This is a genomic window from Ruegeria sp. CDSB022 (genome assembly GCF_059611145.1).
This window is the reverse complement of the sequence record NZ_JBXWOZ010000002.1, coordinates 363854-378510: the sequence shown is the minus strand read 5'-3', so window position 1 is coordinate 378510 and position 14657 is coordinate 363854. Positions and strand designations below refer to the sequence as shown.

At 57.0% G+C, this 14657-nt stretch carries 20 protein-coding genes; 14 read left to right on the top strand and 6 right to left on the bottom strand.

The window, feature by feature from the left end:
* Window positions 1–13: 13 nt before the first annotated feature.
* Window positions 14–3358: a carbamoyl-phosphate synthase large subunit gene (gene carB, locus AC2FIZ_RS07295; protein ID WP_496790821.1), complete on the bottom strand. Its 3345-nt coding sequence runs from the start codon at window positions 3356–3358 to the stop codon at window positions 14–16.
* A gap of 177 nt (window positions 3359–3535) precedes the next feature.
* On the opposite strand from carB, the gene AC2FIZ_RS07290 reads away from it, so the two are divergent.
* The 4 genes from AC2FIZ_RS07290 (at window position 3536) to aspS (ending at window position 7788) form a co-directional block, all read left to right on the top strand.
* Window positions 3536–4663 (top strand): aminodeoxychorismate synthase component I, encoded by a 1128-nt coding sequence (locus tag AC2FIZ_RS07290; RefSeq protein ID WP_496790820.1) that lies wholly within the window; start codon window positions 3536–3538, stop codon window positions 4661–4663.
* Window positions 4618–5265 carry an aminotransferase class IV family protein gene (locus tag AC2FIZ_RS07285; RefSeq protein ID WP_496689567.1) on the top strand — a complete coding sequence of 216 codons (648 nt, stop codon included), beginning with the start codon at window positions 4618–4620 and terminating at the stop codon, window positions 5263–5265. Before AC2FIZ_RS07290 ends, AC2FIZ_RS07285 begins: the two co-directional genes overlap by 46 nt.
* Window positions 5262–5933, top strand: a complete 672-nt coding sequence (locus AC2FIZ_RS07280; RefSeq protein WP_496790818.1) for a CPBP family intramembrane glutamic endopeptidase — start codon at window positions 5262–5264, stop codon at window positions 5931–5933. Before AC2FIZ_RS07285 ends, AC2FIZ_RS07280 begins: the two co-directional genes overlap by 4 nt.
* 79 nt (window positions 5934–6012) lie before the next feature.
* The gene (gene aspS, locus AC2FIZ_RS07275) at window positions 6013–7788 is read left to right on the top strand and encodes an aspartate--tRNA ligase (protein ID WP_282027578.1); all 1776 of its coding nucleotides are present in this window, start codon (window positions 6013–6015) and stop codon (window positions 7786–7788) included.
* Between the two features lie 194 nt (window positions 7789–7982).
* Here the strand turns inward: aspS and AC2FIZ_RS07270 are convergent, their stop codons facing one another.
* The gene (locus AC2FIZ_RS07270) at window positions 7983–8699 is read right to left on the bottom strand and encodes a response regulator (RefSeq protein WP_281972676.1); all 717 of its coding nucleotides are present in this window, start codon (window positions 8697–8699) and stop codon (window positions 7983–7985) included.
* A gap of 134 nt (window positions 8700–8833) precedes the next feature.
* Here AC2FIZ_RS07270 and mce point away from each other — a divergent pair, with 134 nt between their 5' ends.
* Window positions 8834–9238, top strand: a complete 405-nt coding sequence (gene mce, locus AC2FIZ_RS07265) for a methylmalonyl-CoA epimerase (protein ID WP_281972677.1) — start codon at window positions 8834–8836, stop codon at window positions 9236–9238.
* Between the two features lie 17 nt (window positions 9239–9255).
* Window positions 9256–9531 (top strand): DUF1467 family protein, encoded by a 276-nt coding sequence (locus tag AC2FIZ_RS07260; protein WP_142636598.1) that lies wholly within the window; start codon window positions 9256–9258, stop codon window positions 9529–9531.
* 3 nt (window positions 9532–9534) lie between these two features.
* Here AC2FIZ_RS07260 and AC2FIZ_RS07255 read toward each other — a convergent pair whose 3' ends face one another.
* Together AC2FIZ_RS07255 and AC2FIZ_RS07250 are read right to left on the bottom strand one after the other, a co-directional pair.
* Entirely contained in the window at window positions 9535–10233 is a 699-nt protein-coding gene (locus AC2FIZ_RS07255; RefSeq protein WP_185956679.1) for an EI24 domain-containing protein, read from the bottom strand.
* Complete coding sequence (locus tag AC2FIZ_RS07250) at window positions 10230–10808, bottom strand: nitroreductase family protein (protein ID WP_281972678.1); 579 nt, start codon at window positions 10806–10808, stop codon at window positions 10230–10232. Before AC2FIZ_RS07250 ends, AC2FIZ_RS07255 begins: the two co-directional genes overlap by 4 nt.
* 136 nt (window positions 10809–10944) lie before the next feature.
* Here AC2FIZ_RS07250 and AC2FIZ_RS07245 point away from each other — a divergent pair, with 136 nt between their 5' ends.
* Window positions 10945–11220 carry a DUF167 domain-containing protein gene (locus tag AC2FIZ_RS07245; protein ID WP_281972679.1) on the top strand — a complete coding sequence of 92 codons (276 nt, stop codon included), beginning with the start codon at window positions 10945–10947 and terminating at the stop codon, window positions 11218–11220.
* Here the strand turns inward: AC2FIZ_RS07245 and AC2FIZ_RS07240 are convergent.
* Window positions 11211–11456, bottom strand: coding sequence for a DUF8831 family protein (locus tag AC2FIZ_RS07240; protein ID WP_271949269.1), 246 nt, complete (start codon window positions 11454–11456; stop codon window positions 11211–11213). The two genes, AC2FIZ_RS07245 and AC2FIZ_RS07240, sit on opposite strands and share 10 nt — an antisense overlap.
* A gap of 122 nt (window positions 11457–11578) precedes the next feature.
* Here AC2FIZ_RS07240 and AC2FIZ_RS07235 point away from each other — a divergent pair, with 122 nt between their 5' ends.
* The 5 genes from AC2FIZ_RS07235 to AC2FIZ_RS07215 all read left to right on the top strand — a co-directional run bounded on the left by AC2FIZ_RS07235 (window position 11579) and on the right by AC2FIZ_RS07215 (window position 13510).
* Window positions 11579–12286 carry a M48 family metallopeptidase gene (locus AC2FIZ_RS07235; protein ID WP_271949271.1) on the top strand — a complete coding sequence of 236 codons (708 nt, stop codon included), beginning with the start codon at window positions 11579–11581 and terminating at the stop codon, window positions 12284–12286.
* Complete coding sequence (locus AC2FIZ_RS07230; protein WP_142636608.1) at window positions 12283–12651, top strand: YigZ family protein; 369 nt, start codon at window positions 12283–12285, stop codon at window positions 12649–12651. The genes AC2FIZ_RS07235 and AC2FIZ_RS07230 overlap by 4 nt, the downstream gene beginning before the upstream one ends.
* A gap of 70 nt (window positions 12652–12721) precedes the next feature.
* Entirely contained in the window at window positions 12722–12973 is a 252-nt protein-coding gene (locus AC2FIZ_RS07225; protein ID WP_271949274.1) for a DUF6455 family protein, read from the top strand.
* Window positions 12974–12983: 10 nt separating this feature from the next.
* A complete protein-coding gene (locus tag AC2FIZ_RS07220) occupies window positions 12984–13256 on the top strand; it encodes a DUF6455 family protein (RefSeq protein ID WP_496790817.1) in 273 nt (90 codons plus the stop codon).
* Window positions 13253–13510, top strand: a complete 258-nt coding sequence (locus AC2FIZ_RS07215; protein WP_271949278.1) for a DUF6455 family protein — start codon at window positions 13253–13255, stop codon at window positions 13508–13510. Before AC2FIZ_RS07220 ends, AC2FIZ_RS07215 begins: the two co-directional genes overlap by 4 nt.
* Here the strand turns inward: AC2FIZ_RS07215 and AC2FIZ_RS07210 are convergent, their stop codons facing one another.
* Window positions 13511–13753: a CDGSH iron-sulfur domain-containing protein gene (locus tag AC2FIZ_RS07210; RefSeq protein WP_142636614.1), complete on the bottom strand. Its 243-nt coding sequence runs from the start codon at window positions 13751–13753 to the stop codon at window positions 13511–13513.
* A 226-nt stretch (window positions 13754–13979) separates the two neighbouring features.
* Between AC2FIZ_RS07210 and AC2FIZ_RS07205 the strand changes: the two genes are divergently transcribed.
* Both AC2FIZ_RS07205 and AC2FIZ_RS07200 read left to right on the top strand, forming a co-directional pair.
* A complete protein-coding gene (locus AC2FIZ_RS07205; protein WP_142636616.1) occupies window positions 13980–14168 on the top strand; it encodes a hypothetical protein in 189 nt (62 codons plus the stop codon).
* Window positions 14169–14299: 131 nt separating this feature from the next.
* A complete protein-coding gene (locus tag AC2FIZ_RS07200) occupies window positions 14300–14656 on the top strand; it encodes a diacylglycerol kinase (protein ID WP_142636618.1) in 357 nt (118 codons plus the stop codon).
* The last annotated feature ends 1 nt before the right edge of the window (window position 14657 follow it).

Genomic DNA, 14657 nt, shown 5'->3' with positions numbered 1-14657 from the left:
TAGTGGGGGAAGGTCAGCCTTGCAGGGACCTGACCTCGACATCACCCTCGGCCTGCGCCTTGATCGCCAATGCGGCAGCGTGGCTAGCGGCGGCGGTGGTGAAATAGGGGATCTTGTCATAAAGCGCGATGGACCGGATGGCCTTGCTGTCCTCGACCGCCTGTGCACCTTCGGTGGTATTCATCACCAGCTGTACCTGACCATCTTTAAGCATGTCAGCCACGTCGGGGCGACCTTCGTAGACCTTGTTGACCAGATCACAGGCAATACCGTGCTCGGCCAGCCAGCTTTGCGTTCCGCGGGTGGCGACAAGGGCAAAGCCCTGCGCGGCCAGAACTTGTGCGGCCTCAAGCATGGCAGGCGTCTTGTCGGCATCCTTGATCGAAATAAACGCACGTCCCGAGGATGGCAGCACCATTCCCGCACCCATCTGTGCCTTGAGGAAGGCGCGGGGGAAGTCGCGGTCCCAGCCCATGACTTCTCCGGTCGAGCGCATCTCAGGCCCCAGAATAGTGTCGACGCCGGGGAACCGGGCGAAGGGCAGCACCGCCTCTTTCACCGAGAACCACGGCATATCCGGGTCTGCCAGTGTCATCTGGTCGGCGATCTTGGTGTCGTCCACGGTCTTGTAAGCCGGGCGCAACGGGAAATCCGCCAGCTTCTCGCCGGCCATCACACGCGCGGCGATGGAGGCAATGGCACTGTCCGTGGCTTTGGCCACGAAGGGCACGGTACGCGAGGCGCGCGGGTTGACTTCGATCAGGTAGATATCGTCATCCTTGATCGCAAATTGTACATTCATCAGGCCGACAACGTTCAACGCCTTGGCCAGCTTGAAAGTCTGATCCTTGATCCGGCCAATGACCTCTTTCGACAGCGAGTAGGGCGGCAGCGAACAGGCGCTATCGCCCGAATGCACGCCAGCCTCTTCGATATGCTGCATGATGCCCGCGACATGTACATCCGTGCCGTCGCACAGGGCGTCGACATCCAGTTCAACCGCGCCCGCCAAATAGCTGTCCAGCAGCACGGGGCTGTCGCCCGAGACCACCACGGCCTCGTTGATATAGCGCCGAAGCTGGTCCATATCGCGCACGATTTCCATCGCGCGGCCACCCAGTACATAGGACGGGCGGATCACCAGCGGGAAGCCGATATCCTCGGCGATTTTCAGCGCCTGCTCGTCGGTCGATGCGATGCCGTTATTGGGCTGTTTCAGGCCCAGATCGTTGACTAGCGCCTGAAACCTTTCGCGGTCTTCGGCGAGGTCGATGGCGTCGGGAGTAGTGCCGAGGATCGGAATGCCTTCTTCTTCCAGCGCGTTGGCCAGTTTCAGCGGGGTTTGACCACCGAACTGAACGATAACACCGTGCAGCGTGCCGTTTTCCTGTTCTTTCGTCAGGATTTCCATCACGTGTTCAAAAGTTAGCGGTTCGAAATACAACCGGTCCGAAGTGTCATAGTCGGTCGAAACCGTTTCGGGGTTACAGTTGATCATGATGGTCTCATAGCCCGCATCGGTCAGTGCGAAGCAGGCGTGACAACAGCAATAGTCGAATTCGATCCCCTGACCGATCCGGTTGGGTCCGCCGCCCAGGATAACAACCTTCTTGCGATCACTCGGGCGCGCCTCGCACTCAACATCACCCATCATAGGGGCTTCGTAGGTCGAGTACATATAGGGCGTCTGCGCCTCAAACTCGGCGGCACAGGTGTCGATGCGTTTGAACACTGCGTTAACACCCAGATTGCGGCGGGCGCGGCGTACATTGCCTTCGTCACGGCCTGTCAGGTTGCCCAAGCGCGCATCGGTAAAGCCAAGCATTTTCAGCCTGCGGATGCCTTCTTCGGTCACCGGCAGGCCGTCTTTGCGCAACTGACGCTCGGCCTCGATGATCTCGCGGATGCGGGCCAGGAACCAAGGGTCAAATTTGGTGACCCCAAAAATCTCATCATCGGTCAAACCATGACGCATGGCCTGCGCGATGGTGCGCAGACGGTCGGGGGTTTGCTTGCTGATCGCTTTGATCACCGCGACTTTGTCACTGACCTCGTCCCAGATACCAACGTTCAGGCCGGGGATTTCCACTTCATCAAAGCCAGTCAGGCCGGATTCCATCGAAGCCAGCGCCTTTTGCATCGATTCGTGGATCGTGCGACCAATGGACATGGCCTCACCCACCGATTTCATCGCCGTGGTCAGGTAAGGTTCAGAGCCGGGGAACTTTTCGAACGCAAATTTCGGAATTTTTGTCACGACATAGTCGATGGTTGGTTCGAAGGAGGCGGGCGTGACCTTGGTGATGTCATTGTCCAGCTCGTCCAGCGTATAGCCAACAGCCAGTTTGGCCGCGATCTTCGCAATCGGGAACCCGGTCGCCTTGGACGCCAGCGCGGACGAACGCGACACGCGGGGGTTCATCTCGATCACGACCATCCGGCCGTCTTCGGGGTTGATCGCCCATTGTACGTTCGAACCGCCAGTCTCGACCCCAATCTCGCGCAGAACGGCGATGGAGCCGTTGCGCATGATCTGGTATTCTTTGTCGGTCAGTGTCAGGGCAGGGGCCACAGTGATCGAGTCGCCGGTATGCACACCCATCGGATCGATATTCTCAATGGAACAGACGATGATGGCGTTGTCGGCCGTGTCGCGTACCACCTCCATCTCATACTCTTTCCAACCCAGCAGGCTCTCATCGACGAGGATTTGGTTTACCGGCGAGGCATCCATGCCCGAGCGGCAGAAGTGAATATAATCCTCGCGGTTATAAGCCACACCGCCGCCGGTGCCGCCCATGGTAAAGGCGGGGCGAATGATGGCAGGCAGGCCGATGTCTTCCAGATCGCCCAAGGCAATCTGGACGCCAGCATCAAGATCGGTGGAGCCGTCGTCGCGCTTGGGGGCGGTAACGATGGTGGCCTTGGGGTTTTCGATGCCCAGCCGATCCATCGCTTCGCGGAATAGTTTGCGGTCTTCGGCCATTTCGATGGCGTCGCGGGTCGCACCGATCATCTCGACACCGAACTCGTCCAGTACGCCCATCTCTTCCAGTGCAAGTGAGGTGTTCAGTCCGGTCTGCCCACCCATTGTGGGCAACAAGGCGTCGGGGCGTTCCTTCTCGATGATCTTGGCGACAACTTCGGGCGTGATCGGCTCGATATAAGTGGCATCAGCCAGACCGGGATCGGTCATGATTGTCGCCGGGTTTGAGTTTACCAGAATGACCCGGTATCCTTCTTCGCGCAGGGCTTTGCAGGCCTGTGCGCCTGAATAGTCGAATTCGCAGGCCTGACCGATGACAATGGGGCCCGCCCCGATGATCATGATCGACTGGATGTCGGTTCTTCTCGGCATAGCCTGTTTCCTTCGGTTAACTGCGAGTCAGGGCACCGCCCGCGTGCCCAAATTGTTCTGCGTTATAGGGACCGCGCCAAAAGGTTCAAGAGGTATCGGAAACAGGGGCGAAATTGCCGCTTTCCCCTCTTTCCCTTACCGCCGTATTGTCTATACCGCGCAGCACGACAAATGAGGATGCACGTGCGTATTCGTTTTGATCAGGGGCCGGCCGGATCGGGAACTTATTTCGAACGGCCAGACCGGGTGTTCCGTGCAGACAATGCGGAGGACGTGCCACAGGCTTTGTCGGCGCTGGATGAGGCACGCGCGGATGGGGCCTGGCTGGCCGGTTATGCAAGCTATGAGCTTGGATATGCGTTGGAACCCCGCCTGTTGGACCGGATGCCTGCTGACCGCCGCCTGCCACTGCTGTGTTTCGGCGCCTATGATGCGCCAGGCCAGTGCGATCTGCCCGCACCCCTAGGCGGTGTTGCCGAATTCACACCGCGCTGGGACGAGGCAAGATATGCACGCGCCTTTCAGCAGGTCCACGATGCGATCGGGGCCGGGGATATCTATCAGGCCAACCTGACGTTCCCCATTGACCTGACATTGCAAGGGGATAGCGCCGCGCTTTATGCGGCGTTGGCTGTGGGCCAGCCGGTCGGTCACGGAGTGCTGGTTCAGCAGGATGGTCTGCCCGATCTGCTCAGCCGTTCGCCCGAGCTGTTCTTTCGCACCGATGCTGATCGGATGATCGAAACCCGCCCGATGAAGGGCACGCAGCCGCGCAGCGAAGACATGACCGAGGATGCGCGCCGCCGCGATTTCCTGTCGGTTGACGACAAGAACCGCGCCGAAAACCTCATGATCGTCGACCTTCTGCGCAATGATATCAGCCGCGTCGCTTTGCCGGGGTCGGTGAAGGTGCCCGAGCTGTTCAAGGTCGAAACATATGCAACCGTGCATCAGATGATCTCGCTGGTGCAGGCACAGCTGCATCTTGGGGCAGAACTTTCCGATATCCTAAACGCGTTATTTCCCTGCGGCTCGATCACAGGCGCGCCCAAAATTCGCGCGATGGAGATCTTGACCGATCTCGAACCCTGGCCACGCGATATCTATTGTGGTGCTATCGGTTGGGCCGCGCCAGACGGGCGATCCGAGTTCAACGTGGCTATTCGCACGCTGATGGTCGACGGCAACAAGGCCACGCTGAATGTGGGTGGGGGCGTCGTTTGGGACAGCACTGCCCCATCCGAATATGAGGAAGCGCTATGGAAGGCACGTTTCGCCCACCAGCTGACCCTGACTTCCGTCTGATCGAAACGCTGGCATTCCGGCCAGAGAGCGGGTTTGTGCGTGTTGGAAAACATCTGGCCCGGATGGAGCGTTCGGCACGGGCATTGGGGCTTCCTTTCGATGCAGGGCGCGCGATTGCAACGCTTGACCAAGTTGCGGGTTCAATCTCGTTGCGCTGTCGATTGACGATGGACATCAGTGGCGGGTTTGGCGTGACAACTGGTGCACTGGCGGATAACCCGTCCGTCTGGCGGGTCGCAGTTTCCAATACGAGGCTTGCCGCCTCTGATATCTGGTTGCAGCACAAGACGACGCAGCGCGATGTTTATGACCGGGCCCGGGCGGCACTGCCCGAGGGCGTAGATGAGTGGCTGTTTCTGAATGAGCGTGACGAAGTGTGCGAGGGCACCATCACTAACATCTTTCTGGGCATGCCCGATGGTCGTTGCCTGACGCCGCCCTTGTCCTCCGGTTTGCTTCCCGGGATCTTGCGCGAAGACTTGCTGGAAAATAATAAAGTCAGCGAGGCGGTGCTGACCATGACCAACCTGCAAAGCGCGGAAAGGTTCTGGATGGGCAATTCCTTGCGAGGCCTGATCTGGGCAGAATTGGCGGTACTGTGAACAGGCAAACCGATTGGGCTGAAGCCGCAGCATCTTCCCGTTGGTTGCGACTGGAATTCGGTTTGTTCTTCGTCGCCATACCTGTGCTGATTGCCGTACTTTTCCCGCCCAACTGGATGTTTCCATCGCTGTTTACCTTTACGGCCATCGGGATCGTGTTGTTGCATTTCACGCACGGATTTGCCTGGGCGGAATTGCGATATAGCTGGCGCAACTGGTCCTGGCCCGAAGTCGCCGGCTTTGCTGTGGGAATGACACTGTTTTGTGTTGCGCTAGTACGAGTGGCCCGTCCCGAAGCTGCCTTTTTCCTGTTGCACAACCAACCCGAGCTGCTGGCGATGATTTGGGTGTTTTACCCATTCGTTTCCGCCCTGCCGCAAGAGCTGCTGTTCCGGTCGCTGTTCTTTCGTCGTTACCACGCGATCCTGCCCAATGGACGCACAGCTTATTTACTGAATGCATCGCTCTTTTCGCTTGCGCATTTGATGTATTGGAGCTGGATCGTAGCTCTGATGACATTTGCCGGAGGGTTGCTGTTCACCTGGGCCTATCGCAAACGCGGATCGTTTTTCTATGCGGTTCTGCTGCATGCCATCGCGGGGAACATCATCTTTGCGGTGGGTCTGGGCATCTATTTCTACTCAGGCAACGTGCAAAGGCCGTTTTGACGGTGCGACTTGCCTTGACTTTCCCAGTCTGACGCGGTGTATCGGCCCGACCAATTCTGCGCCCGAAGGGATATGATCCATGCACGCCTATCGCAGCCACACCTGCGCCGCTCTGACCGCCGCCAATGTCGGTGAAACCGTTCGCCTGTCTGGCTGGGTGCATCGGGTCCGAGATCACGGCGGCGTTCTATTCATCGACCTTCGCGATCATTTCGGCGTCACACAGGTTTTGTGCGACGGCGACAGCGCGGCATTCGCCGAACTGGAAAAAGTCCGCTCGGAATGGTGTATCCGTATCGATGGCACAGTCAAAGCGCGCGCCGCCGATCTGGTGAACGCGAAATTGCCCACGGGCGAGATCGAAGTTTACGTGCGCGAGTTGGAAGTACTGGGCGCCGCTGACGAGCTGCCGCTGATGGTGTTCGGCGATCAGGAATACCCTGAGGAAACGCGCCTGCGCTATCGCTATCTGGACCTGCGCCGCGAAGTGATGCAGCAGAATATGACCTTGCGCTCGGACGTTGTTGCCTCGATGCGCCGCCGGATGTGGGATCAGGGCTTCCGCGAGTATCAGACGCCGATTATCACCGCATCATCGCCTGAAGGCGCGCGTGACTTCCTTGTGCCGTCGCGTTTGCACCCGGGCAAGTTCTACGCGCTGCCGCAGGCCCCACAGCAGTTCAAACAGCTGATCATGGTGTCGGGCTTCGACAAGTATTTCCAGATTGCGCCCTGTTTCCGCGACGAAGATCCGCGTGCCGACCGCTCACCCACCGATTTCTACCAGCTTGACCTTGAGATGTCGTTTGTTGAGCAGCAAGACGTATTCGACACGATTCAGCCCGTTCTGACCGGCGTGTTCGAAGAGTTCGGCGGCGGCCGTAAAGTCGATCAGGACTGGCCGCAGATTTCCTACAAGGACGCGGCCCTGTGGTATGGCAGCGACAAGCCCGACCTGCGGAATCCTATTAAAATGCAAGTGGTCTCCGACCACTTCCGCGGGTCTGGCTTCGCGATTTTCGCGAAGCTGTTGGAGCAGGATGGCACCGAAATTCGCGCCATACCAGCGCCCACAGGCGGCAGCCGCAAGTTCTGCGATCGCATGAACGCCTTTGCCCAGAAAGAGGGTCTGCCCGGTATGGGCTATATCTTCTGGCGCGATCAGGGTGAAGGGATGGAGGCCGCTGGTCCACTGGCCAAAAACATTGGCCCTGAACGGACCGAGGCGATCCGCCAGCAGTTGGGTCTGGGCGTCGGAGACGCGGCGTTCTTCCTGGGTGGCAAACCGAAAGCCTTTGAAAAGGTGGCCGGCAGGGCGCGCGATGTGATCGGTGATGAACTGAACCTGACCGAGAAAGACCGCTTTGCCTTTGCCTGGATCGTCGATTTTCCGATCTATGAGCAAGACGAAGAAACCGGTGCGATCGACTTTGAACACAACCCCTTCTCGATGCCGCAGGGCGGGATGGAGGCGCTGAACGGCAATCCTCTGGACGTGTGCGGTTATCAATATGACCTGGCCTGTAACGGATACGAGCTGGTCTCGGGCGCGATCCGGAACCACAAGCCCGAGATCATGCTGAAGGCTTTTGAGCTGGCTGGCTATGGCGCGGATGAGGTGAAATCCCGATTTGGCGCGCTGTTCAACGCCTTCCATTATGGCGCCCCGCCGCACGGTGGCTGTGCCGCTGGTATCGACCGGATCGTGATGCTTTTGGCCGATGAAGCCAATATCCGAGAAGTCATGATGTTCCCGATGAACCAGCGTGCCGAGGATCTGATGATGCAGGCACCGTCCGACCCGGCCTCGGACCAGCTGATGGAGTTGGGCCTGCGGATTATCCCTCAGGACTGATAGAAAACCCGCCACAGTCGCCTGTGGCGGTTTTTTCTGTTTTCAACCCATTCCCAATTCGCTGTTAGCGGGTTTACAGGAAATGGTCCTTTTTCCTCTCGCGGCTGTTCCGAATGTCACGCGCGCTGACGCGTGTCTGTCTGTATGCCCACAGACAAAGGAGCGATGCGGTAATTAGATATGCGGTTGTCACTTCAGATAGCCTCGCGCTGTTCCAGACGGGCCTGCACTATTCCCGCAACTTGGGCTGTCAGAGCGGTGATGGGCATACCTGCGGCGCGTGAGGCTGCCAACTGCTGGGCGGCTTCGGCCAGAACCGTATCTTCAGCATCACGGGCAACGCCGCGCAGGAATTGGGCCGCATAGTCCAGTGACCAATGGTCATTCGGTCCGGCCAGAACATCTGCGATATGTGCCATGTCGTCCTGATAGGCCATAGGATCGGGGCATATCACCTCATCCTGAACGGCGTGGAGTGTGCAGGGGCGGCGGTCTTCAGGTAGACAATTCAGAATAGACGACTGGAAATAGGATAGTGAGTTAAGCGGTTTGGCAAGAAACCCGTCCGCGCCAACCTCTGTCGCAAGGGTTTCTGAATTGTCGTCTCCTGACATGCCCAGGATCGCTCCGATCCGGGGCGTAGTCATGGCCAATTCGGCAATCAGATCAGCACCAGAGCCATCTGGCAGCCCCATATCCACCAAGATCACCGAAGGTCGATAGATCTGAAGATGGCGCCGGGCGGACTTCAGGCAATCGGCCCGCCTGATCCGCGCACCCGAATGCAAACACATTAACCGGATAGCGTCGCAGGCATAGCGGCTGTCTTCAACAACCAAAATGGTTTGTCCCAGCAGCGGCCGCGTGGCCGTTGGCTGTGCGGGTGCGGTGAAGGGGCTCGAATCGTCCATGGCAGAACTCCTATTCAGCAGATGCTTCACGCTAGGAACTTCTGGCTAACACGGGGTTAACGGCAATTTGGCGCACTTGTCCTTTGCCTGATCTGTCCCCATAACCGCTGCAACTCAGAAGGTAGGAGAGTTCCATGATTGGCCGCTTAAACCACGTTGCCATTGCCGTCCCTGATCTTATGGCGGCGTCTGAACAGTACCGCAGCGCTTTAGGTGCCAAGGTTGGCACGCCGCAGGATGAACCTGATCACGGCGTTACTGTGGTGTTCATTGAATTGCCCAACACCAAGATCGAGTTGCTTTATCCTTTGGGCGATGACAGCCCGATCAATGGTTTTCTAGAGAAGAACCCCGCCGGCGGAATCCATCATGTCTGCTATGAGGTGGAGGATATCATTGCCGCGCGTGATCACCTGAAAGAAACCGGCGCCCGGGTGCTGGGTAGCGGTGAACCCAAGATCGGCGCGCACGGGAAACCGGTTCTTTTCCTGCATCCCAAAGATTTCAACGGCTGTCTGGTCGAGTTGGAACAAGTATAAACACCGGAGGTGTACACATGACGATCACTGCAGGACTGGTTCTGTTTGCCGTCATCTGGTTCATGACGCTTTTGGTGATTCTGCCGATCCGCATCAAGACCCAGGGTGATTTGGGCGAGGTCGTTCCCGGCACCCATTCAGGGGCCCCGGAAGTGCATCACATGAAGAAAAAGCTATGGATCACCACCGGGGTGTCGGTCGTGCTCTGGGCTATCATTGCAGGGATCATTATTTCGGGCGTGATTTCGGTACGGGATTTCGATTGGCTAAATCAAATGGAACCGCGAAACTAAGCTTCAGGGCGTTGGCCCTGACAGCTTATGAAAGATATGCGTGAATGTAGCAGCTCCGATAATCGGGATCACAAGATTCACCAGCGGAATAGACAGTGGGATGGCCATCAACGTGCCCGCAAGCCAAATTGTTGACGAATGTTGTGCCCGCAGTTTTCGCGCGCCCTCACGCCCGATACGGCGCATGGCTGCCAGCGTAAAATACTCACGCCCCAGCAGAAATCCGTTCATCGCCCAAAAGATAAACGGGGCCAGTGGCGTGAAGATCGCATAAAGGATCAGCGCCAGAAGGTTGGCCACAATCAGCACACCCATAAAACCAAGCGCGTCAGTGATCGCATCGCCTATCGGGATGCGTGGAACCGCGGGCAGGCTCGGATAATGCCTGTCCTCTACAGCTTGCGCGACATCGTCCAGAAACACAGACGTGATGGCTGAGGCGACGGGAATCATCAAAAACACTGGCAGGATCAGCACCAGGAAAATGCCGGAATAGCTAAGGACGTCATTCAGCCAGGGAACTGCACCAATGAATGGCAGCGATATCTCGTCCCCTGACAGCCGGTTGATCAGCCAAATTGCACCGGCGCAGGCTGCGATCAGCATCAGGATGGTCAGGCCGATACCTCGCAGCAGAACCCCGCGGAATTTCGGGTCTCCGATCTGACCAAGCGCTGAAAAAAAGGCGTTGAGGATGATCATTCTGTGACCCATTCGGTCAGGGCATCAACATCCGGGCGGGGGCGTTCGGGCGGGGTCGAGCCCTCGGTCGCGATATGAATCAGACCGGCAACCCGTTCGTTATCCTGCAATTCAAACGCCTTGCGACAGAATTCCGGATCGTGGGTTTGCCAGCCAGACAACCAATTCGCGCCCCATCCTGCGGTCAAAGCAGCGTTCAGCAAAGCAAGGCAAACAGCCCCAGCTGAATAGGTCTGCTCGATGGCTGGAATCTTTTCCGAAGGCTTCTGAACCTCGATCACAGCGACGGCGAGATGGCCTAAATCAAACTGTCCGCGCGCTTTTTCAATGTCTTGAGGGGATTTGCCAAGCGCCTCACCGCATTCCTGCGTTAGCCCCGACAGGCGCCCCATTGCGCCTTTTTCAAGCACGATGAACCGCCAGGGTTCCAGTTTTCCGTGATCCGGGCTGCGGGCTGCTGCGGTTAGCAGGGGCATCAGCTGCTCACGGTCGGGGGCTGGTTCAATCAACGTTTTGGCTGGGCGCGACCGACGGGTCTGCAGAAACTCAAAAGCGGCCGGATTCTTCAAGGACATATGTTAACTTCCTTTACATAGGCTGTCTGTATCTGGTTGAACGTCTGGCGAGTTTCAAGTGCAATCGGCTGGACCAGTTGGATCAATTTCATTCCCCGCCCAACCGTGCAAGGGTCTTTGTTAACAGAAGGTGCCAATGGGAAAACCGAAACTAAGAAATCTTCCAGACCTGAGCGACCGTGTTGCACCGAATGCTGAGATTGCGGTCAGGGTTACCCCGAAAGCCGCAGCAGACAGGATTTTGGTTCAGGACGGAACGATCAGAATATATATCACTGCACCGCCCGAAAACGGCAGGGCAAATGAAGCCACACGTGAGCTTCTGGCGGTGGCGCTGGGGGTTGCTCCGTCCGCACTGATCCTGAAGCGCGGCCAGACATTGCGCGAGAAAGTCTTTGTGTGTCAGGCCTGATCGGGGGTTTCGCGAATTTGGTAAACACCTTCGGGCAGATCCAGTGCCGCAGCCAGATCACGAACCTGTTCGGGCGAAAGCGTAATCTTCTGAACCTGGTCAGTGCGCGGATCCAGTTGTTCCAGCGTTACGCATTCTGCAAAATTGTTAATAACCACATCCTCGTTCAAAGGCTTTTCGCCTTCGTCCACCAAGGTTATGACCGTCGAGTCGAATTCATGCTCAATCGAAAACATGTGTCCAGCTTGCCGGGCGGAACATTGCAATGCAACCCGTTCTTGGGAAATCGTCCGGTGGCGAACCGCCTTGTGTCGGGCTATGTTCGACGAAAAGGCATGACCGGACCAAAGGAAATAGTATGCGTCGCCTGATCTTGATGATATTTGGTCTGGTTCTGTCGGCCTGTGACACCGGTTCGTTACGCGTTCAGCCGGTAGAGGAATGGCAACAACCTTCAACTGATTTTCAGGTCGATGTGCTGACCTTTCGCGAAATCAGTCAAAGGGTCGGGGATGTGGCGCGCGCAGAGTGCAAGCGGCGCAGTAATGTCAGCAACTGCGATTTTTCGATCGTGGTTGATCTGAACCCTCGCGCACCAGCAAATGCTTTTCAAACCTTGGATGACGACAATCAACCAGTCATAATCTTCACCCGCGCGATGATTCAATCGGTGGAAAACGCCGATGAACTGGCCTTTGTGATGGGGCATGAATCTGCTCATCACATCCTGCGCCATATTCCCCGCCAGTCCGAAAACTCACGAGAAAGCGCCGCGATTTTTGGCGAGCTTGCACGCATAGCGGGGGCAAATGACGCCGATCTTGAACAGGCGCAGAAGCTGGGCGCGCAGGTGGGTGCCCAGATATATGTCAAGGACTTTGAACTGGAAGCGGACCGGTTGGGAACGATCATCACGCACCGGGCAGGTTATAATCCCTTGTTAGGAGCCCGCTATTTTGCCCGAATTCCTGACCCGGGCGATCGTTTTCTAGGCACCCATCCACCGAATGCTCAGCGCGTCGAAATTGTTTTGGAAACCTCACGGCAGCTTGGGCTGACACAATGACGGGACTGAAACGGTTGGGGGTTGTCTTGACGGACCGCGGATCGAAATATGCCGTGTCCGGCGCTTTGGTCAGTTCCCGGGACGAGGTGGCAGCTGTCCTGCAGGACCTGAAATCTGACAAAAGCTATGCCAAGGCCACGCACAATACCTGGGCCGCAATCCTGCCTACTGGTGCGCTCAAGGCGGATGACGGGGAAAGCGGTGCCGGAATGGTGATTCTGCGCATGCTGGAAAGGGCCGAACTGAGCGGTCATATCGTCATTGTCACTCGATGGTATGGCGGAAAAAAGCTGGGCGGTGATCGATTCCGACGGGTGCAGGATGCAACACGGGCTTATCTGGACGAACTGGAATTGGGACTTTGACCTGCGTCAAGGCTTGGGCTGTTTCGTATTGCTAGTCTGATCGGACAAAGCGAAACGGAAAGGAATGCCAATGCCCGATCGCGAAACGCTTAGGCATCATGCTGGTCTTTTTGACCGTATGGCTGGCAAGCTGGGGGTGGATCTGCAGGAATCTGCAATCGCTGGACATATATCGGTGGATCAGATTACCGATGCGGTTCTGCGATGCACCGATTGCCCGAACCCGGGCCATTGCCAATCATTTTTGAATCAACCGGTTCTGGCAGCGCAGACCCCCGAATATTGCCGGAACCAGGATTTGTTAAGCAAGTTGATCCCTTAGGGGGGCCGCAATGCCGCGCCTTGGACACCTCATGACCCATTTGCGCCTTGTGTTGAGGATGGGGCAAGCGACGGGTACGGATATTGTGCGGGCCCACAATAAAGGTCGGCTAAGTCAGGAAGACTGGGCTGAAATGATCCGCCTGTGTCAGGGATGTGGCTGGGCGGCTGCCTGCCCGGATTGGATGGAAAGACATCCAGATGTTGCAGGAGCACCGCAAACCTGCCCGAACAAACTTCAATTCGCCGCGTTGAAAGTAATACAAATGCAGGAATTGGGATGAAACACGCTGTACTGGGCGACGTGGAAAAGCACTTTTGGCTAACTCGATCCGTTGCCCGATGCCTTAAGATCTCGTTGACCGAAGCCATGTCCGACGGGCGGTTGAGCCCGGATGAATACGCCGAGATGGTAACGCGTTGCCGGGCCTCGGACTGTCACGAGAAATGCACGATATGGCTGGCGGCGCAGCAATCTGATCCCCGTTCAGCGCCCGGGTTCTGCGTAAATAGCCAGGTTTTCAACCGGCTGAAGTGATCAGATCTTGGAATGTGTCCCGTCGCAAAACGGAGGGTTAGCGCAGTTTTTACAGCCGCAGAAGAAGAGTTTCTTGCTGGTATCAGCCGTGAACTTGACCGGTTCAAAGCCGGTTCCTTTGTGAGATCCATCACAAAATGGCTGCCGATTGGACCGGCCGCACGAGCACCAGAAATAGCTTTTTCCTTCGGTTACTTCGATTGGATAGGGCGCTTTTTGCGCAATGACTGGACCTTCTGGCATCTGGTTTCTCCGTTCGCTGACTTTCCCCAGTCTATCGCCTGAACAGATGTGCCGAAAGCAGTAGCTGCCACGCGGCACCCATTCCATAGGCAATCCCCCCGGCATGGTTTTGCCTGCTTTCGCAAACGCGCTGTTGATTTTATTGCAAAATTACCAACCACACCGTATTGTGAAGTCGGCCCCATGTTCAGGGCAATAACAGAAATTAATTAGAGGAATGACGGACATGAAACTCAAATTTGCTGCCGTTAGTGCGTTTGCCCTGGTTCTGGCTGCTTGCTCGCAACAGGAAGAGCCGACACCGGTATACATTACCCCAGATTATGACAAATACGGCACGCCGAGCTGCCCGGCAGGGACAGATCTGGCGACGACCGAAGCAGGTCAGACCGTATGTAATCCGACTGCTCAATAAGATTTTCGCGGGCGGATTCCGACATAGCCGCCCGCACAATCGAACAAAAAAGCCGCCCTATGGGTGGCTTTTTTATTGCCTGTCATACGGTGTTCGGGTTTCTGTTTGACCTATTGAATTACCGAGGTCGCATGAGAAAACTTGTCACCCATCTAAAGGACCGCATCCGCTGGAGCTGGCAGGGATTGGCTGCCACTTGGCACGGTGAATACTCGTTCCGCGCTTGGGTCTGCGCCAATCTTGTTTCTGCGGGTCTGGCCCTGTGGCTGCCCCTGAGCGATGGCGTTCGGGCTCTGATACTGGTGATCGGTCTGTTGGTTCTGGTGGCCGAACTGTTCAACACGGCGATCGAACGGGCGGTGGATCATACTTCGACCGAACACAATCTATTGGCCGGGCAAGCCAAAGACGCCGCCAGCGCTGCGGTGGCACTGTCTGCTTTGGCTGGCGGATTGGCCTGGGTTATCGGGCTGTTGAGCCTTTTCTGAC